This is a genomic window from Duganella fentianensis (genome assembly GCF_009857835.1).
Classification (GTDB): Bacteria; Pseudomonadota; Gammaproteobacteria; order Burkholderiales; family Burkholderiaceae_D; genus Rugamonas; species Rugamonas fentianensis.
The window spans coordinates 132,162-153,992 of record NZ_WWCL01000004.1 but is presented as its reverse complement, the minus strand read 5'-3'; the positions used below and the strand labels follow the sequence as shown (position 1 = coordinate 153,992).

At 62.9% G+C, this 21,831-nt stretch carries 18 protein-coding genes; 8 read left to right on the top strand and 10 right to left on the bottom strand.

Annotated elements, in window-relative coordinates:
• The first annotated feature begins 66 nt into the window (after positions 1-66).
• The 4 genes from GTP23_RS17760 to GTP23_RS17745 are packed head-to-tail and all read left to right on the top strand — an operon-like array spanning position 67 to position 5,343.
• The gene (locus GTP23_RS17760) at positions 67-1,110 is read left to right on the top strand and encodes a type IV pilus twitching motility protein PilT (protein ID WP_155434291.1); all 1,044 of its coding nucleotides are present in this window, start codon (positions 67-69) and stop codon (positions 1,108-1,110) included.
• A 26-nt stretch (positions 1,111-1,136) separates the two neighbouring features.
• The gene (locus tag GTP23_RS17755) at positions 1,137-2,273 is read left to right on the top strand and encodes a PilT/PilU family type 4a pilus ATPase (protein ID WP_155434290.1); all 1,137 of its coding nucleotides are present in this window, start codon (positions 1,137-1,139) and stop codon (positions 2,271-2,273) included.
• Positions 2,273-2,758 (top strand): glutathione peroxidase, encoded by a 486-nt coding sequence (locus GTP23_RS17750; protein ID WP_161036354.1) that lies wholly within the window; start codon positions 2,273-2,275, stop codon positions 2,756-2,758. Before GTP23_RS17755 ends, GTP23_RS17750 begins: the two co-directional genes overlap by 1 nt.
• A gap of 35 nt (positions 2,759-2,793) precedes the next feature.
• Positions 2,794-5,343 (top strand): EAL domain-containing protein, encoded by a 2,550-nt coding sequence (locus GTP23_RS17745; RefSeq protein ID WP_229256159.1) that lies wholly within the window; start codon positions 2,794-2,796, stop codon positions 5,341-5,343.
• Here GTP23_RS17745 and glcF read toward each other — a convergent pair.
• From glcF to GTP23_RS17730, 3 genes are read right to left on the bottom strand one after another with little or no spacing between them, the layout of a single operon-like run.
• Positions 5,340-6,560, bottom strand: a complete 1,221-nt coding sequence (gene glcF / locus GTP23_RS17740; RefSeq protein ID WP_161036353.1) for a glycolate oxidase subunit GlcF — start codon at positions 6,558-6,560, stop codon at positions 5,340-5,342. The genes GTP23_RS17745 and glcF overlap by 4 nt on opposite strands.
• A gap of 7 nt (positions 6,561-6,567) precedes the next feature.
• Positions 6,568-7,710: a glycolate oxidase subunit GlcE gene (gene glcE / locus GTP23_RS17735; RefSeq protein WP_229256158.1), complete on the bottom strand. Its 1,143-nt coding sequence runs from the start codon at positions 7,708-7,710 to the stop codon at positions 6,568-6,570.
• Between the two features lie 15 nt (positions 7,711-7,725).
• Positions 7,726-9,243 (bottom strand): FAD-linked oxidase C-terminal domain-containing protein, encoded by a 1,518-nt coding sequence (locus tag GTP23_RS17730; RefSeq protein WP_229256157.1) that lies wholly within the window; start codon positions 9,241-9,243, stop codon positions 7,726-7,728.
• A gap of 134 nt (positions 9,244-9,377) precedes the next feature.
• Here GTP23_RS17730 and GTP23_RS17725 point away from each other — a divergent pair, with 134 nt between their 5' ends.
• Positions 9,378-9,935, top strand: coding sequence for a cob(I)yrinic acid a,c-diamide adenosyltransferase (locus GTP23_RS17725; protein WP_161036352.1), 558 nt, complete (start codon positions 9,378-9,380; stop codon positions 9,933-9,935).
• A gap of 96 nt (positions 9,936-10,031) precedes the next feature.
• Here the strand turns inward: GTP23_RS17725 and dxs are convergent, their stop codons facing one another.
• The 3 genes from dxs to GTP23_RS17710 are packed head-to-tail and all read right to left on the bottom strand — an operon-like array spanning position 10,032 to position 13,054.
• On the bottom strand, positions 10,032-11,903 hold the full coding sequence (gene dxs / locus GTP23_RS17720) for a 1-deoxy-D-xylulose-5-phosphate synthase (RefSeq protein ID WP_161036351.1): 1,872 nt from the start codon (positions 11,901-11,903) through the stop codon (positions 10,032-10,034).
• A complete protein-coding gene (locus GTP23_RS17715) occupies positions 11,904-12,794 on the bottom strand; it encodes a polyprenyl synthetase family protein (protein WP_155434284.1) in 891 nt (296 codons plus the stop codon). It lies immediately after the preceding gene.
• The gene (locus GTP23_RS17710; RefSeq protein ID WP_155434283.1) at positions 12,791-13,054 is read right to left on the bottom strand and encodes an exodeoxyribonuclease VII small subunit; all 264 of its coding nucleotides are present in this window, start codon (positions 13,052-13,054) and stop codon (positions 12,791-12,793) included. The genes GTP23_RS17715 and GTP23_RS17710 overlap by 4 nt, the downstream gene beginning before the upstream one ends.
• 332 nt (positions 13,055-13,386) lie before the next feature.
• On the opposite strand from GTP23_RS17710, the gene GTP23_RS17705 reads away from it, so the two are divergent.
• The 3 genes from GTP23_RS17705 to GTP23_RS17695 all read left to right on the top strand — a co-directional run bounded on the left by GTP23_RS17705 (position 13,387) and on the right by GTP23_RS17695 (position 16,374).
• On the top strand, positions 13,387-14,493 hold the full coding sequence (locus tag GTP23_RS17705) for an aromatic ring-hydroxylating oxygenase subunit alpha (protein ID WP_161036350.1): 1,107 nt from the start codon (positions 13,387-13,389) through the stop codon (positions 14,491-14,493).
• Between the two features lie 18 nt (positions 14,494-14,511).
• Positions 14,512-15,435, top strand: coding sequence for a DMT family transporter (locus GTP23_RS17700; RefSeq protein ID WP_161036349.1), 924 nt, complete (start codon positions 14,512-14,514; stop codon positions 15,433-15,435).
• Between the two features lie 84 nt (positions 15,436-15,519).
• Positions 15,520-16,374 carry a sulfurtransferase gene (locus tag GTP23_RS17695; RefSeq protein WP_161036348.1) on the top strand — a complete coding sequence of 285 codons (855 nt, stop codon included), beginning with the start codon at positions 15,520-15,522 and terminating at the stop codon, positions 16,372-16,374.
• Between the two features lie 26 nt (positions 16,375-16,400).
• Here the strand turns inward: GTP23_RS17695 and GTP23_RS17690 are convergent, their stop codons facing one another.
• From GTP23_RS17690 to polA, 4 genes are all read right to left on the bottom strand, one after another.
• Complete coding sequence (locus GTP23_RS17690; protein WP_161036347.1) at positions 16,401-17,054, bottom strand: GNAT family N-acetyltransferase; 654 nt, start codon at positions 17,052-17,054, stop codon at positions 16,401-16,403.
• A complete protein-coding gene (locus tag GTP23_RS17685; protein WP_155434794.1) occupies positions 17,030-17,734 on the bottom strand; it encodes a ZIP family metal transporter in 705 nt (234 codons plus the stop codon). Before GTP23_RS17685 ends, GTP23_RS17690 begins: the two co-directional genes overlap by 25 nt.
• A gap of 223 nt (positions 17,735-17,957) precedes the next feature.
• Positions 17,958-18,845 (bottom strand): dienelactone hydrolase family protein, encoded by an 888-nt coding sequence (locus GTP23_RS17680; RefSeq protein ID WP_161036346.1) that lies wholly within the window; start codon positions 18,843-18,845, stop codon positions 17,958-17,960.
• 70 nt (positions 18,846-18,915) lie between these two features.
• Positions 18,916-21,786, bottom strand: a complete 2,871-nt coding sequence (polA, locus tag GTP23_RS17675; protein WP_161036345.1) for a DNA polymerase I — start codon at positions 21,784-21,786, stop codon at positions 18,916-18,918.
• Positions 21,787-21,831 lie beyond the last annotated feature (45 nt).

The following is a 21,831-nucleotide window of genomic DNA, read 5'->3' as shown; positions in this document are numbered from 1 at the left end:
AGATAAAGGTTGTAAACCGGCAAGCGTCATGAAGACGCTCCACCATGTCAGGCACAGGAATTATAAATGGACATCACCGAGCTACTCGCATTCTCCGTCAAGAACAAGGCCTCGGACCTGCACCTTTCCGCCGGTTTGCCGCCCATGATACGGGTGCACGGCGACGTGCGCCGCATCAATCTGCCGCCGCTCGAGCACAAAGACGTGCACAGCATGATCTATGACATCATGAACGATGCCCAGCGCAAGGCTTACGAGGAAATGCTGGAGTGCGATTTCTCCTTCTCGATTCCCGGTCTGGCCCGTTTCCGGGTGAATGCCTACAATCAGGAGCGCGGCGCTTCTGCCGTGCTGCGTACCATCCCGTCCAAGATCCTGACGCTGGAAGAACTCAACGCGCCCAAGATCTTCGCCGACTTCTCGCTCAAGCCGCGCGGTCTGGTGCTGGTAACGGGACCGACCGGTTCCGGTAAATCCACCACGCTGGCCGCCATGGTCAACCATCTCAACGAAAACGAGTATGGCCATATTCTGACCATCGAAGACCCTATCGAATTCGTGCACGAATCGAAAAAATGCCTGATCAATCAGCGCGAAGTGGGACCGCACACGCTGTCGTTCAATAACGCGCTACGCTCGGCGCTGCGCGAAGACCCCGATGCCATTCTGATCGGCGAGATGCGCGATCTGGAAACCATCCGTCTGGCCCTGTCGGCTGCCGAGACGGGCCACCTCGTATTCGGCACCCTGCACACCTCATCGGCCGCCAAGACTATCGACCGTATCGTCGACGTGTTCCCGGCCGACGAAAAAGAAATGGTCCGTGCCATGCTGTCGGAATCGCTGCAGGCAGTGATTTCCCAGACCCTGCTGAAAACCAAGGATGGCAGTGGCCGCGTGGCCGCACACGAGATCATGGTGGCCACGCCGGCCATCCGTAACCTGATCCGCGAAGCCAAGGTAGCGCAGATGTATTCGGCCATCCAGACCGGCAGCAATGTGGGCATGCAGACGCTGGACCAGAACCTCAGCGATCTGGTGCGGCGTAATGTGATCAGCGCAGCGGCGGCACGTAGCGCAGCCAAGTCGCCCGATAACTTCCCCGGTTAATCCCATACTCAAGGACAGGACGCACCATGGAACGCGATCAGGCCTCCAAATTCATGTTCGACCTGTTGCGCCTGATGACCAGCAAAAAGGGTTCGGACCTGTTCATCACGGCCGGCTTCCCGCCTGCCATCAAGATCGACGGCAAGCTCACGCCCGTCTCGGCGCAGGCGCTGACGGCCGCCCACACCACTGATCTGGCCCGCTCCATCATGAACGACAAGCAGGCCGCGACGTTCGAGCTGACCAAGGAAGCCAACTTCGCCATCAGCCCCGGCGATCTGGGGCGCTTCCGCGTTTCCGCTCTGGTGCAGATGGGTTCCGTGGCCATGGTGCTGCGTACGATTAACACGGAAATCCCGCAGCTGGAAAGCCTGGGCCTGCCGCCTGTGCTGAAAGATATCGTGATGGCCAAGCGCGGTCTGGTCATCATGGTGGGCGCCACCGGTTCCGGCAAATCGACCACGCTGGCGGCCATGGTGGGCCACCGCAATGAAAACAGCTACGGCCACATCATCACCATCGAAGATCCGGTCGAATACGTGCACCCGCACCGCAACTGCATCGTCACCCAGCGCGAGGTGGGCGTCGATACGGAAGACTGGGAAGTGGCGCTGAAAAATTCGCTGCGGCAGGCGCCGGACGTGATCCAGATCGGCGAAATCCGCGACCGCGAAACCATGGACCACGCCATCGCCTTTGCCGAAACGGGCCACCTGTGTCTGGCCACGCTGCACGCCAACAGTGCCAATCAGGCGCTGGACCGCATCATCAACTTCTTCCCCGAAGAACGCCGCCAGCAGCTGCTGATGGACCTGTCACTGAACCTGAAAGGCATGGTGTCGCAGCGCCTGATTCCGCGCAAGGAAGGCGCGGGCCGCGTAGTAGCCATCGAAATCCTGCTCAATTCTCCGCTGATTTCGGACCTGATCTTCAAAGGCCAGATCCACGACATCAAGGAGCTGATGAAAAAATCGCGCGAGCTGGGCATGCAGACTTTCGACCAGTCGCTATTCGATCTGCACGAAGCGGAACTGATCAGCTACGAAGATGCGCTGCGCAATGCCGATTCCGTCAACGATCTGCGCCTCGCCATCAAACTGGAAAGTAAAACCGCACGTAACCGTGACCTGAGCGCAGGTACCGAACATCTGGGCATCATCTGATGAATACTATTTTCGACTACAGTGCCGATACGCTGGCCGGCACCCCGGCCAGTCTGGAGCAATACCGCGGTCAGGTTCTGCTGATCGTCAACACCGCCAGCCAGTGCGGCTTTACGCCCCAGTACAAAGGGCTGGAAGCGGTCTACCAGCAATTCAAGGAGCGCGGCGTGACGGTGCTCGGTTTCCCCTGCAACCAGTTCGGCCAGCAGGAGCCGGGACAGGCCGACGAGATCGGCGCCTTCTGCGAAAAAAATTACGGCGTCAGCTTTCCCCTGTTTGCCAAGATCGACGTCAACGGCGATCAGGCCCACCCGCTGTTCCAGCGGCTCAAGAAGGATGCCCCCGGCATCCTCGGCACGCAGACCATCAAATGGAACTTCACCAAATTCCTCGTGCGTAAGGATGGCCGTGTCTACAAGCGCTATGCGCCCAGCACCACACCGGAACAGCTGATCGCCGATATCGAAACCCTGCTCGCAGAATAAGCCGCCATGCCACCACACGAGGAAAACCGGCGCCCATGACGCTGTTCGAAAAAATACAGTCGCGCTGGATGCGCACGGGAATGTACGCGCGCATGTTCATCCCCGTCTTCATCATCATCGTGATTGCGCTCAGCGTGCGCTACTCTATGTTGTACGGCAACGAGACCGAGTATGCCAACCAGCGCTACCAGCGCGATGCGAGCGATCTGGTCACCTATATGCACAAGGCGCTGCAGCCGTCGCTAAAAGTACGCGACCGCACCGCCCTCGATAACACGCTGGCCAGCGCCATGCTGCTGGAGGCCGATCTGGCCGCCGCCCACCTCGATTATCCGGGCGGCCATCTGGAAGCGCTGCGCAGCCAGCCCACGCAGGCCGAATATCCGGCCTGGTTTGCCCGTCTGGGCGGCATCACCCCGCAGCAGCGCACGCTCGATCTGGGCAATGCCAGGCTGGTACTGAGCTTTGTCCCTACCCTGCCGCTGACGCAGGTGTGGCGCACGCTGCGCCAGCAGGCCATCATCACGACCGGAAACATCATCATCATCTACACCCTGCTTGGCCTGCTCATCTACGCCAACACCCGCATGCTGCGCCGCGTAACCGATGGCACGGCACGTTTTCAGGATGGCGACTACGGTGTGCGCCTGCCCGTCTCCGGCACGCTGGAAGCCCGCACCCTGGCCATCAGCTTTAACAACATGGCCCAGCGCATGCAGTCATTGGTGCACAAGCTGCAGCAAAGCCAGAGCCAGCTCAGTGCCCAGCTAACCCAGACCCTGCAGGTACAGGCCACGCTGCAGACGGAAAAGGAACGCATCGAAGTCACGCTGGCCTCGATCGGCGATGCGGTGATTACCACCGATCTGTCGGGCCGCATCGCCAGCATCAACGTAATGGCGCAGCAGCTCACGGGCTGGCAGCAGGAACACGCACGCGGCATGGAGCTGCATCAGGTGTTTGTGCTGGCGAATAACTTCGGCCAGCATTCCCTGCTCAAATCCATGGCCGCCATCTACGCTGGCAGCTCCGTCATCAAGGTGGGCAACCAGAGCATGCGCAACCGCAATGGCCAGCTCTACACGGTGGAATACACGGCCAATGCCATCCGCTCGGGCGCGGACGAAATACAGGGTGCCATACTGGTGTTCCGCGATGTGACGGAACGGCGCCAGCTGATGCAGCAGATTTCGTGGCAGAGCAGCCATGACGTGCTGACCGGCCTGCCCAACCGCACGGCCCTGACTACCCGCTTCGAGCAGGAAGTATTCCACGCCCGCGAAGAACACTATCCGCTGGCCGTCTGCTTGTTCGATCTGGACCGCTTCCAGCAGGTCAACGATACGCTGGGCCAGCACATTGGCGACGAAGTGCTGAAACAGGCAGCCAGCCGGCTGCATGACTTTGCCGGCCCGCGCCATTATGTGGCCCGTCTGGGCGGCGACGAATTCGTCATGCTGCTGCCCCGGCTCGATGATAGGCTGGCCACCGAAAAGGCACTGGAGCGCCTGCTGGCCGAACTGTCGCGCCCCTATCTGTGCAACGGCCAGCAGGTCAGCATGTCGGCCAGTGCCGGCGTGACCATCTATGGCGGCAGCGAAGTCAGTGCCGACAGCCTGCTGCGCCAGGCCGACCAGGCGCTGTATCAGGCCAAGATCACGGGCCGCAACCGCGCCCACTTCTTCGATGCCGATCTGGACGAGCAGGTACGTACCCACCACAACCGCCGCACCGAAGTACGCGCCGCCGTGCGCGCCGGCGAACTGCGGCTGTACTACCAGCCCAAGCTCGATATGCGCAAAGGCCGCATCATCGGCATGGAAGCGCTGGTGCGCTGGGCCCATCCGGAGCGCGGCATCGTCGGACCGATGGAATTCCTGCCCATCGTCGAGCATAGCGATGTGATCGTCGATATTGGCGAATGGGTGCTGCGCGAAGCGCTGCGCCAGCTGCAGCAGTGGCGCAGCTACGACGCCGAGTGGGTGGTCAGCGTGAACATCGCGGCGCGCCACTTCCAGCGTCCCGACTTCGTGCCCAAGCTGAAAACCATACTGGCCGAATACCCCGACGTGCCGGCCCATATGCTGGAACTGGAGATACTGGAGTCGTCTGCCCTCAGCGATATGGCCCATGTACGCAACATCATGCTGGACTGTCAGGCGCTGGGTATCAGCTTTGCACTCGATGATTTCGGCACCGGCTATTCGTCCATGTCCTACCTCAAACGGCTGCCAGCCGATGTGCTGAAGATAGACCAGAGCTTTGTGCGCAATATGCTGGTGGACCGCGACGACCTGCATCTGGTCAGCGCCGTGATCGGGCTGGCCCGTTCCTTCGGACTGGGCGTGATCGCCGAAGGCGTGGAGACGATAGAACACGGCGCCATGCTGATGCGCCTCGGCTGCGATCTGGTACAGGGCTACGGCATTGCGCGCCCCATGCCGCCCAGCGAAGTGCAGCCATGGGTGGACAACTTCGGCAGCGCCGATGTATGGCAGGCCGCTGCGCAACTACCGCCCATCGTCAATCTGCACCACGAACATGCACTGGGCACGAGCCAGATTCCAGCCTTCCAGCAAAGCTAGTTCAGCGCCCGGTCCAGCAATTCTATCCAGTGCATGACGGGCGTCTGTGTGCCAGTCTGCAGGTGGGCGCTACAGCCCACATTGGCCGAAACGATGGTGCTGGCGCCCGTATCGGCCAGACTGGCCAGCTTGCGGTCACGTAGCTGGCGCGAGAGTTCCGGCTGCAGCAGCGAATAACTGCCGGCCGAGCCGCAGCACAGATGGCTATCGGCACACAGCACCACATCCACCCCGACCGCACGCAGTATCGCTTCCACCTTGCCGCGTATCTGCTGGCCGTGCTGCAGCGTGCATGGCGGGTGGTAGGCCACCCGTTCGTTCAGACGCGTACGCAGCGCCAGTTCCGCTTCGAATTCCGCCAGCACCTCGCTCAGGTCGCGCGTGGCAGCGGCGACCTGCTGCGCCCTGGCGGCATAGGCTGCATCGTGCGCCAGCAGATGGCCGTAATCCTTGACGGTGGCACCGCAGCCGGACGCCGTCATCACGATGGCTTCTACCGTGCCATCCTGCAGCATGGGCCACCATGCATCGACGTTGCGCCGCATATCATCGAGCGCTGCCTCATGCTCGTTGAGGTGATGGCGCAAAGCACCGCAACAGCCGGCACGGGGCGCCACCAGCAGCTGCACGCCCAGCGCATCGAGCACGCGCGCCGTGGCAGCGTTGATATTCGGTGCCATGGCCGGCTGGGCGCAGCCATCCAGCACCAGCATCTTGCGCGCATGGCTGCGCGCGGGCCAGACTCCGGCAGGCTGCCGCACCGGCAGCTTGTCCTGCATGGCCGGCGACAGCAGCGGCTTGACCAGCCGGCCTGCCGCCAGCGCTGCACCAAACACGGCCTTGCGCGACACGCCTTCGCGTACCAGCAAGCGCTGCATGCGCTCCATGAAAGGCCGCTGCACGCGCTGCTCCACCACCTTGCGGCCGATATCGACCAGACGGCTGTACTTCACGCCGGACGGGCAGGTGGTTTCGCAATTGCGGCAAGTCAGGCAGCGGTCCAGATGCTGCTGGGTCTTGGCCGTGACCGGCGCGCCTTCCAGCACCTGCTTGATCAGGTAGATGCGGCCACGCGGGCCATCGAGTTCATCACCGAGTAGCTGATAGGTCGGACAGGTGGCCGTGCAGAAGCCGCAGTGCACGCAGGCGCGCAGGATGGCATCGGCCTCTTCGCCTTCGCGGGTGTTGCGGATGAAGTCAGCGAGATTAGTCTGCATGGCGCTCTCAGTACATGCGGCCGGGGTTGAAGATACCGGCCGGATCAAACGATGCTTTCAGCCGTTCATGGATGCGCATCAGCGGCGCGCTGAGCGGATGGAATACGCTGACTGGCTTATGCTCGCTACGGTACAGCGTGGCATGGCCGCCGGCAGCGGCCACCGTGCGGCGTATCGCTTCCTCCTGCGCTTCATCGCATGCCGCCGTTTTCAGCCAGCGCTGTGCCCCGCCCCATTCGATCAGCTGTTCACCGCCGAGGATCACGGCGCTGGCCGCAGAGGGCAGCGACAGCCGCCACAAACAGCCAGCGCTGAAGTGCGGGTGGGTCTGGTCACGCAATGCGGTCCAGAAAGCGTCGGCGTGTTCGAGCGGCACGCCGCCCATGCGCTGCTGCGCTGCCGCCACGGCGGCCTGCGCACCGGACAGGCGCACTGCCAGCACGCCCTGATACCAGCAACTGGCCGAAATCGGCAAAGGCTGGCCAGCCCATTCATTCAGGCGGCGCAGCGCGTCGATCTCGCTCAGTTCGAAACGCAAGCTGGTTTCGCACAGAGGCAGCGGCAGCACCTTGAGCGAAACTTCGAGAATCAGGCCCAGCGTACCGAGCGAGCCGGCCAGCAGGCGCGACACATCGTAACCGGCCACGTTTTTCATCACCTGTCCGCCGAAGCGCAGCATGGTGCCCTGCCCGTCCATCAGCACAGCACCCAGCACGAAATCACGCACGGCACCCGCACTGGCACGGCGCGGGCCGGACAGCGCACTCGCCACTACCCCGCCTATGGTCGAACCTGCGCCGAAGCGGGGCGGCTCGAACGCCAGCATCTGCTGGTGTTCGGCCAGCAGCGCTTCGATCTCGGCCAGCGGCGTACCGCAACGTACAGTAATCACCAGTTCCGTCGGTTCGTAGGACACCACGCCCGCATAAGCGCGGGTATCGAGCACTTCGCCTTGCGGCAGCTGGCCATACCAGTCCTTGCTACCGCTGCCGCGCAGGCAAAGCGGGGTAGCGGTGGCGCTGGCCAAGCGTATGCGTTCGGCGAATTCGGCAGCGATGGCGGCATAGTCGCGCGCCGGCGTGGCGCCACTCGCCCCGGTGTCCGTGGCCGTAGCCGAGGCCATTGCGGCAGCCATGTTTGCAGTCGTCATTTTGTTTACGCCTTCTCAGAATCGGGGCAGATAGGCAAACGGCAGCTTGCCGCCGCTGACGCGCATCTTGCCGAATTCCGCACAGCGGTTCAGCGTCGGTATCGCCTTGTCAGGATTGAGCAGCCGCGCCGGATCGAAGGCGCGCTTGACGCCGAAGAAGGCTTCCAGCTCGGCCGGCGCGAACTGCGCGCACATGGAATTGATCTTCTCTATGCCCACCCCGTGCTCGCCCGTGATGGTGCCGCCCACTTCCACGCACAGCGCCAGTATCTCGGCACCAAACGCTTCGGCCCGTTCGAATTCGTCAGGGATATTCGCGTTGAACAGGATGAGCGGGTGCAGATTGCCATCGCCCGCATGGAACACATTGGCGCAGCGCAGGCCATACTTTGCTTCCATCTGCGCGATGCCCTCCAGTACCTGCCCCAGTCGCTTGCGCGGGATGGTGCCATCCATGCAGTAGTAATCGGGCGATATGCGCCCCGCCGCAGGGAAGGCGTTCTTGCGGCCGGACCAGAACTTCATCCGTTCCGCTTCCGACTGCGACACGGCGATCGCACTGGCACCTGCCTGCTGCAGCACGGCCGACATGCGCGCGATTTCTTCTTCCACTTCCTCGGCCGTGCCATCGGCTTCGCACAGCAGGATGGCGGCCGCCTCGGTGTCGTAACCGGCGTGGACGAAGGGTTCCACCATGCGCGAGGAAGTCTGATCCATCATTTCCAGACCGGCCGGAATGATGCCTGCCGCGATCAGCGCGGCGACCGCATTGCAGCCGGCTACCACCTCGTTGAACGAGGCCATGATGACGCGTGCGCAGGCCGGCTTGGGCACCAGCTTCACCGTCACTTCGGTAACAATACCGAGCATGCCTTCCGAGCCTATGAATACGGACAGCAGATCCAGCCCTGCCGCATCGAGCGCTTCGCTGCCCAGTTCCACCACCTCGCCTTCTATCGTCACCATGCGTACGCGCAGCACGTTGTGCACGGTCAGGCCGTATTTCAGGCAGTGCACCCCGCCCGAGTTTTCCGCTACGTTGCCGCCTATGGTGCAGGCGATCTGCGAGGAAGGATCGGGCGCGTAGTACAGCCCATGCTGGGCCGCTGCATCGGAAATTGCCAGATTGCGCACGCCGGGCTGCACTACGGCCGTACGCGAATAGGCATCCATGCGCAGGATGCGGTTGAGGCGCGCCGTGGACAGTACTACCCCGTCCGCGATCGGCATGGCGCCACCGGACAGGCCCGTGCCGGCGCCACGCGGTACGATGGGCACCTGCAGCTCGTGGCACAGCTTGAGCACGGCCACGATCTGCGCCTCGCTATCGGGCAGCACCACGATCAGCGGCATCTGGCGGTAAGCGGCCAGACCGTCGCATTCGTAGGGACGGGTATCTTCAGGATCGGACAGGATGGCACCGGGCGGCAGCACCTGTAGCAAGGCGGCGGCCAGCTGGACGCGGCGGGCGGAAAGCGCAGCGGGCGAGGCTGCGGCCGCTGTAACTGTGGTGACTGGGGTGGCTGTGTTCATGGAGCGGGCACCTGAAAGCACGGGATCAGAACAGAATTGTAAGCACAAATGTGGAGTCCATCCGGCCTGCCAGTGAAATACAAGGGCAAACTGTTGTATTCTTCGGGCGCTAACCTCTCACACAAGGAAATGACATGGGTAACCGACTTTCTAAAATCGCCACCCGCACGGGCGACGGCGGCACCACCGGTCTGGGCGACGGCAGCCGCACCGACAAGGACAGCGTGCGCATACAGGCCATAGGCGAAGTCGATGAACTCAATTCCCATCTGGGCCTGCTGCTGTGCGAAGACATGCCGGCCGAGCTGCGCGAAGAGCTGATCACCATCCAGCATGATCTGTTTGATCTCGGTGGCGAGCTGTGCATCCCCGGCTACCAGATGATTACCGAAGACCATGTGCTGCGGCTGGACGCACATCTGGCCAAGTACAACGCCACCCTGCCCGCACTGACGGAATTCATCCTGCCGGCCGGTTCGCGTGCCGCCTCGCAGGCCCACGTCTGCCGCACCGTATGCCGCCGCGCCGAACGCGCCATCGTCACGCTGGGCAAGGCCGAAACCATCCATGAACACCCGCGCCAGTACGTCAACCGCCTGTCCGACCTGCTGTTCGTACTGGCTCGCGTGCTGAACCGCCACGCGGGCGGCAGCGATGTGCTGTGGCAGCACGAACGGCGCCGCAAGGCCTGAAAATAACCAGGGCAGGAAGAACTCGCGTTCTCCTGCCCTGTTGATTGTGCTGCTGTACTGATCGCTGCACGCTGAGCAGCGTGCAGCAACTCCACCTTAGCCGTTATTGACCACCAGACGTGGTTCGACGGCAGCACTGCGCTGGCGGATGGAGGCCGTGATACCGGCGCCATCGAGGCCCACGCTGGCCAGCAGCTTGGCCGGATCGCCGTGGTCGATGAACTGGTCCGGCAGGCCCAGCATCTGCAGCGGCTTGACGATGCCTTCGGCAGCCAGCGCTTCGGCCACGGCCGCACCGGCACCACCCATGATGCAGCCCTCTTCCACCGTTACCAGATAGTCGTGTTCGGCCGCCAGCTGGCGTACCAGTTCCACATCCAGCGGCTTGACGAAGCGCATATTCGCGACCGTGGCATCGAGTGCTTCGCCCGCAGCCAGCGCTGGCGCCACCATGGAGCCGAAAGCCAGAATCGCGATCTTCTGGCCACGGCGCTTGATTTCGCCTTTGCCGATTTCCAGTGACGTCAGTTCTTTTTCTACCGCTGCACCGATGCCGGCACCGCGCGGATAGCGGATCGCTGCCGGCCCAGCATAGTGGTAGCCCGTGGTCAGCATCTGGCGGCATTCGTTTTCGTCCGATGGCGCCATCACCACCATGTTAGGGATACAGCGCAGATAGGCCAGATCGTAGTTGCCGGCGTGGGTGGCACCGTCGGCGCCCACCAGACCGGCGCGGTCCAGCGCAAAGGTCACATCCAGATTCTGCAGAGCCACGTCGTGGATCAGCTGGTCGTAGCCGCGCTGCAGGAAGGTGGAGTAGATCGCTACGACCGGCTTCAGGCCTTCGCAGGCCAGACCGGCGCCAAAGGTTACCGCGTGCTGCTCGGCGATGCCGACGTCGAAATAGCGGTCCGGATATTCCTGATCGAAGCGCACCATGCCCGAGCCTTCGCGCATGGCCGGCGTGATGCCGACCAGCTTCTTGTCAGCGGCGGCCATGTCGCACAGCCAGTTGCCGAATACTTCCGTGTAGGTCAGTTTGCTAGGCGCGGTGGGCGGCTTGATGCCTTCGGCCGGATTGAACTTGCCCGTGCCGTGGTACAGAATCGGCTCCGCTTCGGCCAGCTTGTAGCCCTGACCTTTTTTGGTCACCACGTGCAGGAACTGCGGGCCTTTCAGGTGGCGGATATTCTGCAGCGTAGGAATCAGCGATTCCAGATCATGGCCGTCGATAGGGCCGATGTAGTTAAAGCCGAATTCTTCGAACATGGTGGCTGGTACCACCATGCCTTTGGCATGTTCTTCCAGCCGCTTGGCCAGTTCCAGCACAGGGGCTGGCAATACTGACTTGCCTACGTTCTTGGCGGCCGCGTAGAACTGCCCCGACATCAGGCGGGCCAGATAGCGGTTCAGCGCGCCCACGGGCGGCGAGATCGACATATCGTTGTCGTTCAAAATCACCAGCAGGTTCAGGTCTTCCTGTACGCCAGCGTTATTCAGCGCTTCGAAGGCCATACCGGCCGTCATCGAGCCGTCACCGATCACGGCGATGGCGTGGCGGTTTTCGCCCTTGATCTTGGCTGCCTGCGCCATGCCCAGTGCGGCCGAAATCGAGGTCGACGAGTGGGCCGTGCCGAAGGTGTCGTATTCGCTTTCGTCGCGCTTGGGGAAGCCGGAAATGCCGCCCAGCTGGCGCAGCGTGTGCATGCGCTCGCGCCGTCCCGTGAGGATTTTGTGCGAATAGGTCTGGTGGCCCACGTCCCACACGATACGGTCGTAGGGCGTGTTAAACACGTAATGCAGTGCCACCGTCAGTTCCACTGTGCCCAGATTGGACGACAGGTGGCCGCCCGTTTTCGAGACCGAATCGAGCAGGTAGGCGCGCAGTTCGTGCGCCAGTGGCGTCAGCTGGGTGCGCGCCAGTTTGCGCACATCCGCCGGCGAATTTATAGTTGCTAGCAAGTCCATTTATGCCTTCCGCTGCACGATCAGATCCGCGAGTTCGCGTAACCGCAAAGCTTTATCTCCGAACGGCGCGAGCGCTGCATGCGCATCGAGCCGCAATTTTTCCGCCAGTGCCCGTGACGGTTCCAGACCCAGTATCGAGACATAGGTCGGCTTGTTGTCGGCGGCATCCTTGCCAGCCGTTTTGCCCAGCGTGGCCGAATCGGCCGTCGCGTCGAGCACATCATCTACCACCTGGAAGGCCAGACCGATGGCACGCGCATAGTCGTTCAGCGCCTGCAGTTCGGCTGCATCCAGTTCCTTGCCGGCCAGCGCACCCAGTACCACCGAAGCGCGCAGCAGCGCGCCGGTTTTCAGCTGGTGCATCTGTTCCAGCTGGGCCAGGGTCAGGCTCAGGCCCACGCTATCGAGGTCGATGGCCTGACCGCCGCACATGCCGGCCGAGCCGGAAGCATGGGCCAGCACGCGCAGCATGGCCATCTGGCGTGCCGGCGGCAGCGTGGTTGCTTCGGCCAGCACCATGAAGGCCTGCGATTGCAGTGCATCGCCCACCAGCAGCGCGGTGGCGTCGTCATAGGCCACGTGCACGGTCGGTTTGCCACGGCGCAGTTCATCGTCGTCCATGCAGGGCATGTCGTCATGCACCAGCGAGTAGGCATGGATCATTTCCACTGCGGCCGCGGCGCGGCTCAGGGCCTGCGCTTCCGCATCGAACAGGGCGCCGGCCGCGTACACCAGCAGCGGGCGCACGCGCTTGCCGCCACCGAGCAGCGCATAGCGCATGGCTTCGTGCAGCTTGGTCGGCACCACCGTGGCGGCAGGTAAAAAGCCGGCTAGATCAAGTTCCGATCCGGCTTGTACGGTTTTCATCCAGTCGTCGAAAGCGGCCGTCATTGTTCCGCCTCCCCGCCCGGTGCGAATGGTTTGAGCATGTCGCCTTCCAGAATTTTGACCTGAGCTTCCACTTTTTCCAGCTGCGCAGCGCAGAACTGCACCAGCGTCGAGCCGCGTGCGTAGGCGGCCACCGAGCCTTCCAGCGGCAGCTGGCCGCCTTCCATCTGGGCTACCAGTTGCGCCAGTTCGGCCATGGCGTCTTCGAACGAGGCCGGGACCGGATCCGGGCCTGCGCCAGCGGCAGTTGATTTCTTAGACATAGTTACTCAAGTTGTATGGCAATACACATGCCCGCGCAGTGTAGCCCGTTATTTTAGAACAAACCACCTGATCCGGTGGTACTCTAGCGGCCCGCGCGGCAGTGGAAACAGTGGATTTTATCGCAATTAGGCATGCAGGCAGCGCAAACCTGCCGTTTATCGTCCCTAGCGAGGCCTGACAGGCCCTAAAACACTGGCTGGCGCGCCTCAGGGGGCGGAAACACGGTATAATCGCCGGTTCTGTCCGAAATACCATTTTCAACAAACTTGAATTCAGGTCTTTACGGATTCTGTCTCTTCTTGGTTTGAAGTACATATTAAGGGGGGTTGGGATGTCCGATCTGGGTACCCACGCTAAGCTGGCGCGTTCGAACGCGCAACTACCGGTTGACGTCTATTTTGACGAAGCGCTACTGCAGCGTGAAATGCAGCAACTTTTCCAGAACGGTCCGCGCTATATCGGCCACGAGCTGATGGTGCCGAACGTGGGCGACTTTGCCACGCTCGAATCCGAAAACGAGGGCCGCGTACTGGTGCGCAACGCCGATGGTCTGGAATTACTGTCCAACGTATGCCGTCACCGGCAGGCGGTAATGGTCAATGGCCGTGGCAATGCGGACAACATCGTCTGCCCGCTGCACCGCTGGACCTATGACCTCAAGGGTGAGCTGATCGGTGCGCCGCACTTCCCGGCCACGCCTTGCCTGCACCTGCCACAGACCAAGCTGCAAAGCTGGAATGGTCTGCTGTTCGAGCAGAATGGCTACAACGTGATGGAAAAGCTGTCGCAGCTGTCCGTCACCAAGGATCTGGATTTCACCGGCTATATGCTGGACCACGTGGAATTGCACCACTGCGATTACAACTGGAAGACTTTCATCGAAGTCTATCTGGAGGATTACCACGTCGAACCGTTCCACCCGGGTCTGGGCAGCTTTGTCAGCTGCGACGATCTGCGCTGGGAATTCGGTGCCGACTACAGCGTGCAGACGGTGGGCGTGCACAAAGGCCTGCAGAAGTCCGGCTCGGAAATCTATAAGCGCTGGCAGGAGCAGGTGCTCAAGTTCCGTGGCGGCGAAGCGCCGCCATATGGCGCCATCTGGCTGACGCTCTACCCCAACATCATGGTGGAGTGGTATCCGCACGTGCTGATCGTCTCCACCCTGTGGCCGGACGGTCCGCAGCGCACCAAGAACGTGGTGGAGTTCTACTATCCGGAAGAGATCGTGCTGTTCGAGCGCGAGTTCGTCGAAGCCGAGCGGGCCGCCTATATGGAAACCTGCATCGAGGACGATGAAATCGGCCAGCGCATGGACGCGGGCCGCAAGGCGCTGATGAAGCGCGGCATGACGGATGCCGGCCCTTACCAGTCGCCGATGGAAGACGGCATGCAGCACTTCCACGAATGGTACCGCGCCAGTATCGAAATGCCGAAGTAACTCGGTAGGCACCTCACGATGCAATCTCTGTGGATGCTGTTTGCCAGTTTCATGTTCGCCGCCATGGGCGTGTGCGTGAAGCTGGCGTCGCAGCAGTTCTCCACGTCCGAAATCGTGATGTACCGCGGCATCGTCGGTGTCGTGGTCCTTTCCCTCATCATCCGCCTGCAGGGCGGCAGCTTCCGCACTACCATGCCGGGCGCCCACCTGTGGCGCGGCGTGGTCGGCGTGGTGTCGCTATGGATGTGGTTCTATGCCATCGCCAACCTGCCGCTGGCCACCGCCGTCACGCTCAACTACATGGCGCCCATCTGGATCGCCCTGTGGCTGTTCATCATGGGCTGGTGGCATGCCAGGAATCAGGTCAAATGGCCGCTGCTGGCCGCCATTGCTGCCAGCTTCGGCGGCGTCACCCTGCTGCTGCAACCGGCTTTCCACGCCAACCAGCTGGGCACGGCGCTGATCGCGCTGGGCTCCAGCGTGCTGTCCGCCATGGCGTATATGCAGGTGCGCAAACTGGGGCTGGCCGGCGAGCCGGAAAACCGCGTGGTGCTGTATTTCTCCGCCATGAATCTGGTGGCCGGCATTGCCGGTAACTATGCGCTGGCGCCCGATGGCGCGGCCGTCTGGCACCCCATCACCAGCTGGCACGGCGGCTTGCTGCTGCTGGGCATAGGCATCTGTGCCACCAGCGCGCAGATCGCCATGACGCGTGCCTACCGGCTGGGCCAGACGCTGGTGGTGGCCAATCTGCAGTACACCGGCATTGTGTTCTCCAGCGTGTGGGGCGTGCTGGTGTTCGATGATGCCTTCAGCTGGCATAGCTGGGCAGGCATCAGCGTGATCCTGCTGTCGGGCGTGGCCGCAACGTTCTACAATACCCGTAACACGGAGCGCGGTAAGGCTATCGCCAGTACCGATCCGATTGCCAGCGAAGTCTGAGTTCTGGCCTGCGGCCCGGTCCGGGGCCGCAGGCCAGGATCAGGGCTGGACACTGGTGCCAGTCACTCAACGAGGAGCCCTGTTATGCACACTACCCTGATCAGCGCCGCCGAACTGGCGCGCAATGCCCACGATAGCCAGTGGGTCGTGCTCGATTGCCGCCATGACCTGATGAACCCTGCTGCCGGCCGCGCTGCCTACGCCGGCGGGCATATCCCGGGTGCCCGTTTTGCCCATATCGATACCGATCTGTCGGGCGCCAAGACAGGCGCGGACGGCGTGTTCCGTGGCCGCCACCCGCTGCCCGAGCGGGCTACCCTGCTGGCCACCTTGCGTAGCTGGGGCATCAGCGACGGCTCCCAGGTGGTGGCGTACGACGCCCACGGCGGCATGTTTGCGGCCCGCCTGTGGTGGTTGCTGCGCTGGATGGGCCACGACAGTGTGGCCGTGCTCGATGGCGGTCTGCCCGCGTGGCAGGCCCAGGGCCAGCCGCTGGAAACGGCGGAGCCAGCACCGGCCAGCGCGGGAACGCTGAGCGAACGTGCGGCGCTGGTGCAGACGGTGACGGTGGAAGACGTGCTGTTCAACCTGTCCACGCAGGACCGCATCGTGGTCGATGCGCGCGCAGCGGACCGCTATCGGGGCGAGAACGAAACCATCGATCCCGTTGGCGGCCACATTCCCCATGCGCGCAACCGCTGCTTCAAGGACAACCTGACGGCCGACGGCACGTTCAAGGATGCGGCCCAGCTGCGCAGCGAGTTCGCGCCGCTGTTTGCCACGGCCGCACAAGCCATCATGCAGTGCGGTTCTGGTGTAACGGCCTGCCACAATCTGCTGGCTCTGGAAGTGGCCGGCATGCCGGGCGCCGTGCTCTACCCCGGCTCGTGGAGCGAATGGTGCGCCGATCCGGCCCGCCCTGTCGCCACCGGCAACTAGACTGCCAGGCGGCGGATGCCGGCCAGCTAGGCGGGCCGCGCCGCCGTGGCGTACACCGACAGCACGGACCAGCCCAGTGCCTGATACAGCGCCCTGCCCTGTTCCGTCGCCACCAGTAATTGCGGTACCGTGCTGACGCGCCGTACCCGCCCCAGACTGGCCATGACCACTCGCCCCAACCCGCGCCGCTGATGTGCCGCTTCGGTGCGGATACGGTCGTAGACGTAAGCGTCGGCAGTTTCTGCCGCATAGCCGCTGGCAGCCAGCTCGCCCGCGCCAGTTAATACTCTGACCTGCGTCACCGCACCGCTGGTGATCGTCTGCACCTGATATGGTGCCGGACACGCCACCACGGCAGGGGCAGCATGCGCTGGCCCCAGCATGAAATAGGCGGGTGCTTCCACCTGCCAGCCGTCCGGCAGCACCGCCAGCAGCTGCTGCGGCGTGACGCAGGCTTTGATCAGGTAGGCAGGAGCATGGATAGACTGTGCCAGTGCGGTCAGTTCAGGCGTCAGTCCGGCATACACCCAGCGCTGCTGTTCGATGGCGGAAAAGGTATCGACCCGATAGGCGCCGCCATCAGGCTGCGGCGGCGGCAGACCGCGCGCCAGCGAACGCCCTGCCAGCCAGCGGCGCAGCAGTCCGTCCGGACCGGCTAGTGGTGGCTGTGGGTCAGCCACAGTACGATAGACACGCCGGCCGCGATCAGCAGCACTTGCGGCACGCTTTCGCGCAGGGTGGCGCGGCGCTGCATCTGTGGCATCAGATCGCTGACGGCAATGTAGATGAAGCCCGATGAGGCAAACACCAGCACATAGGGAATCAGGCCGCTGGCGCGATCCAGCGTGTAGTAGCCGAGCAGGCCGCCGGCGATGGACAGCAGGCTGCACAGCAGGTTGTAGACGTAGGCGCGGGTGCGCGAGAAGCCGGCATTGAGCAGCACGATGAAGTCGCCGATTTCCTGCGGAATTTCATGCGCCACGATGGCAAGGCCCGTCACCAGCCCCAGCTCCGGATTGGCCAGGAACGCGGCCGCGATCAGGATGCCGTCTGTGAAATTGTGCATGCCGTCGCCGACCAGAATCATCCAGCCTGCTTTACCCGCTTCATGCTTGTCGTGGCCGTGGTGGTGATGGTGGCCGTCACCTTCGTGATGGTGCGAGTGGCGCAGGATGGCCAGCTTCTCCAGCAGGAAGAAGGCCAGCAGGCCAGCCAGCAGGGTGGCGAACAGGCTGCGCGCGCTGGCCTGCGATTCGAACGCTTCCGGCAGCGCATGCAGCAGCGAAGTCGAGAGCATGATGCCGACCGACAGGCTGACCATCCGTTCCACCATTTTCGATAGCAGCGCGAACGAAAACAGCGCGGCAGCAGAAATGCTGACGACGCCGGCCACAGTGGTGGCTAACAGGATGGAAATCAGTACGGGATCGATCTTATCGCCTCTTCTTACGGGACTACCGCTGCCAAACTGGACAGCGGGGGCATTATTTTAACGCCCAGCCCGGTTTTCTGCCTAAAACAGCGCCGGAACCGCTAACAGCCGCCGCGACGCTCCGCACTTGCACGACTGCCTGGCGGGACGTTCAGGGCGCCACGCCATACTGCTGGAACCAGTTCTGCAGGCGCTGCCAGCCATCGCGTGCATCGGCCGCCACATAGCTGGGGCGGTAGTCGGCATGGAAGGCGTGGCCCGAATCGGGATAGATCACGAACTGCGAGCCACTACTGCCCTTGGCCAGTTCCTTCTGCATGGCGGCGATACTGTCCTGCGGGATGCCCGCATCTTTCAGGCCGTACAGGCCCAGCACGGGAGTTTTCAGAGATCCAGCGATATCGATAGCTTGCCTGGGAGTCATGGCACTGCTGGTTCCCACCAGACGGCCATACCACGCTACACCTGCTTTGATTTTGGGATTATGGGCTGCATACAGCCAGGTGATGCGACCACCCCAGCAGAAGCCGGTAATCCCCAGCTTGTCCGTATTACCGCCATGCGCGGCCGCCCAGGCCACAGTGGCGTCGAGATCGGCCATCACCTGCTCGTCCGGCGTGCGCGCGATGATGTCGCGCTGCAGTTCGGCGATCGAGGCCACCTTCTGCGGATCGCCCTGCCGCACGAACAGGTCGGGCGCCAGCGCCATATAACCGAGTTTGGCGAAGCGGCGCGCCACGTCGGCGATGTGTTCGTGCACGCCGAAGATTTCCGACACGACCAGCACCACGGGCAGGTTAGCCTTGCCTTCCGGCTGGGCGCGATACACGGGCACGCGCTGGCCTGCCACGTCGAGCTCGATGGTGCCGGCGACCAGCCCCCTGGTATCGGTGCTGATGACGTTCTGCGCCACCACCGGCATGGCCGCCGCAGCGAAACCCGTGCCCAGTGCCACCTTGATGAAATCGCGCCTTGCTATGCCGTCCGACAGACTGGTTTTTGCCAGCAGGCTTGCGGCGTCCTGTTGAAGATCATCCATGCATTGCTCTCCCAGATTGATGGGCGCCGGCTGCGCCGCTGCGGGCGCCCGGCGCGCGCTTGGTATGTAATTAGTGTGCTTCTTCCCAGTTGTTGCCGACGCCGACTTCGGCGATCAGCGGTACTTTCAGCTCGGCCACGCCGGCCATCAGCTTGGGCAGCATGTCCTTGACCAGCGACAGTTCGGCGTCCGGCACTTCCAGCACCAGTTCATCGTGCACCTGCATGATCATGCGGGTTTGCAGCTGCTGTGCTTCGAGCCAGTCCTGCACGGCCACCATGGCCAGCTTGATCAGATCGGCCGCGGTACCCTGCATCGGCGCGTTGATCGCTGCGCGTTCGGCGGCCTGACGGCGCGGGCCGTTGGGCGAATTAATCTCGGGCAGCCACAGGCGGCGCCCGAACACGGTTTCCACATAGCCGCGTGCCTTGGCCTGCTGGCGGGTGTCGTCCATATACTGTTTGACGCCGGCGAAGCGGGCGAAATAGCGCTCGATGTAGTTTTGCGCGGCGCCCCGTTCTATGCCCAGATTGGCGGCCAGACCGAAGGCGCTCATGCCGTAGATCAGACCGAAGTTGATCACCTTGGCGTAGCGGCGCTGTTCGCTGTCCACGTCCTGCGGTGCCACGCCGAAGATTTCGCCTGCCGTAGCGCGGTGAATGTCCACCCCGTCGGCAAAGGCGCGCAGCATGGCTTCATCTTCCGAAATGTGCGCCATGATGCGCAGTTCGATCTGCGAATAGTCGGCCGAGACGATATGGCTGCCGGCCGGCGCGACGAAGGCTTCGCGGATGCGGCGACCTTCCTTGGTGCGCACGGGGATGTTCTGCAGATTCGGATCATTCGAAGCCAGCCGGCCCGTGACTGCCACGGCCTGCGCATAGTTGGTGTGCACACGGCCTGTGGCCGGGTTGATCCCCTTGGGCAGCTTGTCGGTATAGGTCGATTTGAGCTTGGACAGGCTGCGGTATTCCAGCAGCACTTTCGGCAGCGGATAGTCTTCCGCCAGCTTCTGCAGCACTTCTTCGTCGGTTGACGGCGCACCGCTCGGGGTCTTTTTCACCACCGGCAGTTTCAGCTTCTCGAAGAAGATTTCGCCGATCTGCTTGGGCGAACCCAGATTGAAAGGCTGCTCGGCCAGTTCGTGCGCCCTGGCTTCCAGCTCGACGATGCGCGCGCCCAGTTCGGCCGATTGCTGCTGCAGCAGGGCGGCATCGATCTGCACGCCGTTACGTTCTATTTTCTGCAGCACCACGGCAGTCGGCAGTTCGATCTGGCGGTAGATGAAATTGAGTTTGTCATGCGGCTCCACTTCACCGATCATGGCCTGATGCAGGCGCAGGGTAATGTCGGCATCTTCTGCCGCATAGGCTGTGGCGCGCTCGATCTCGACCTGATCGAAGGTGATCTGGCTAGCGCCCTTGCCGCACACGTCCACAAACGGGATGGTGGTGTAGTTCAGGTGGCGCAGCGCCAGACTGTCCATGTCGTGGCTGCGGTGCGATTCGAATACATACGATTCGAGCAGCGTGTCGTGCGCGATGCCGCGCAGGGTGATGCCCTGATTGGCAAAGATGTGCGCGTCGTATTTGAGGTTCTGGCCTACCTTGGCCTTGCCGGCGTCTTCCAGCCATGGACGCAGCTGCTCCAGCGTGGCAGCACGGTCGAGCTGCTGCGGCACGCCCGGATAGGCGTGTGCCAGCGGGATGTAGCAGGCTTTGCCCGCTTCCACCGACAGCGAGATGCCGACCAGCTGCGCCGTCATCGGTTCCAGCGAGGTGGTTTCCGTGTCCACCGCCGTCAGCGCGGCCGCGTCGATCAGGGCGATCCAGCGCGCCAGCTGTTCCTGCGTCAGCACGGTTTCGTATTCGGCCTTGATCTCCGGCGCTGTACCGAACATGTCGAGGTTGGCCGAGACGGCGCCACCGGCGGCAATGGGGGGTGCACCGGCGGCACCGGCGGTGCCAGCGGGCCGACCGGCAGCGGCAGCGCCCGTGCCCGTGCCCGTGCCCGTGCCTGAACCTGCGCCTGCACCGTACGCCGCTGCACCGGCACCGGCACCGGCACCAGTACCCGCTGCGCCGCTGCTCAATTCGCGCAGCAGGGTCTTGAAACCGTATTTGCTGAAGAAGGCCAGCAGCCCGTCCTTGTCTTCCGGCTGTGCCACCAGCGAGGCGCCGATGCTGTCCATGTGCGCCGACAGGTCGCAGTCCAGCTTCACGGTGATCAGTTCACGCCCCTTGGGCAGCCATGGCAGCGCCGTACGCAGGTTCTCGCCTACGGCGCCGCCCACTTCGGCCGCATGCGCCATCACGCCATCCAGACTGTCGTACGCAGTCAGCCACTTGAGCGCCGTTTTCGGGCCGCACTTGTGCACGCCCGGCACGTTGTCGACGGTATCGCCGATCAGGGTCAGGTAATCGATGATGCGATTCGGCGGCACGCCGAATTTGGCCAGCACGCCCGCTTCATCCATTTTTTCATTGGTCATGGTGTTGATCAGCATGACTTGCGGATTGACCAGCTGGGCCAGATCCTTGTCGCCAGTCGAGATCACCACATTCATGCCGGCCTGCGCGGCCTGTACCGACAGGGTGCCGATCACGTCGTCCGCTTCCACCCCTTCCACCATCAGGATGGGCCAGCCCATGGCTTTGACCACTTCGTGGATAGGCTCGATCTGCCGGCGCAGGTCGTCCGGCATGGAAGCACGGGTAGCCTTGTATTCGGGGTACATATCGTCGCGGAAGGTCTTGCCTTTGGCGTCGAACACGCAGGCGATATAGGCTGCAGGATAGTCGGCGCGCAGGCGGCGCAGCATGTTGACCATGCCGTGCATGGCGCCGGTCGGGTAGCCGTCCGCGCTGCGCAGGTCGGGCAGGCCGTGATAGGCACGATAGAGGTAGCTGGAACCGTCAACTAACAGCAGGGTATTTTGCATAGCGTGAAATCTGGGATGAGGCGGCTTTGCGCCGCCATAAACGTG

Bases quoted from the DNA above. Each gene is read 5' to 3' on its own strand.
- GTP23_RS17745 (WP_229256159.1), top strand. From the start codon at position 2,794: ATGACGCTGTTCGAAAAAATACAGTCGCGCTGGATGCGCACGGGAATG.
- dxs (WP_161036351.1), bottom strand. From the start codon at position 11,903: ATGGACTTGCTAGCAACTATAAATTCGCCGGCGGATGTGCGCAAACTG.
- GTP23_RS17725 (WP_161036352.1), top strand. From the start codon at position 9,378: ATGGGTAACCGACTTTCTAAAATCGCCACCCGCACGGGCGACGGCGGC.
- polA (WP_161036345.1), bottom strand. From the start codon at position 21,786: ATGCAAAATACCCTGCTGTTAGTTGACGGTTCCAGCTACCTCTATCGT.
- GTP23_RS17700 (WP_161036349.1), top strand. From the start codon at position 14,512: ATGCAATCTCTGTGGATGCTGTTTGCCAGTTTCATGTTCGCCGCCATG.
- GTP23_RS17680 (WP_161036346.1), bottom strand. From the start codon at position 18,845: ATGGATGATCTTCAACAGGACGCCGCAAGCCTGCTGGCAAAAACCAGT.
- GTP23_RS17730 (WP_229256157.1), bottom strand. From the start codon at position 9,243: ATGAACACAGCCACCCCAGTCACCACAGTTACAGCGGCCGCAGCCTCG.
- GTP23_RS17760 (WP_155434291.1), top strand. From the start codon at position 67: ATGGACATCACCGAGCTACTCGCATTCTCCGTCAAGAACAAGGCCTCG.
- glcF (WP_161036353.1), bottom strand. From the start codon at position 6,560: ATGCAGACTAATCTCGCTGACTTCATCCGCAACACCCGCGAAGGCGAA.
- GTP23_RS17750 (WP_161036354.1), top strand. From the start codon at position 2,273: ATGAATACTATTTTCGACTACAGTGCCGATACGCTGGCCGGCACCCCG.
- GTP23_RS17715 (WP_155434284.1), bottom strand. From the start codon at position 12,794: ATGACGGCCGCTTTCGACGACTGGATGAAAACCGTACAAGCCGGATCG.
- GTP23_RS17695 (WP_161036348.1), top strand. From the start codon at position 15,520: ATGCACACTACCCTGATCAGCGCCGCCGAACTGGCGCGCAATGCCCAC.
- GTP23_RS17705 (WP_161036350.1), top strand. From the start codon at position 13,387: ATGTCCGATCTGGGTACCCACGCTAAGCTGGCGCGTTCGAACGCGCAA.
- GTP23_RS17755 (WP_155434290.1), top strand. From the start codon at position 1,137: ATGGAACGCGATCAGGCCTCCAAATTCATGTTCGACCTGTTGCGCCTG.
- glcE (WP_229256158.1), bottom strand. From the start codon at position 7,710: ATGACGACTGCAAACATGGCTGCCGCAATGGCCTCGGCTACGGCCACG.
- GTP23_RS17710 (WP_155434283.1), bottom strand. From the start codon at position 13,054: ATGTCTAAGAAATCAACTGCCGCTGGCGCAGGCCCGGATCCGGTCCCG.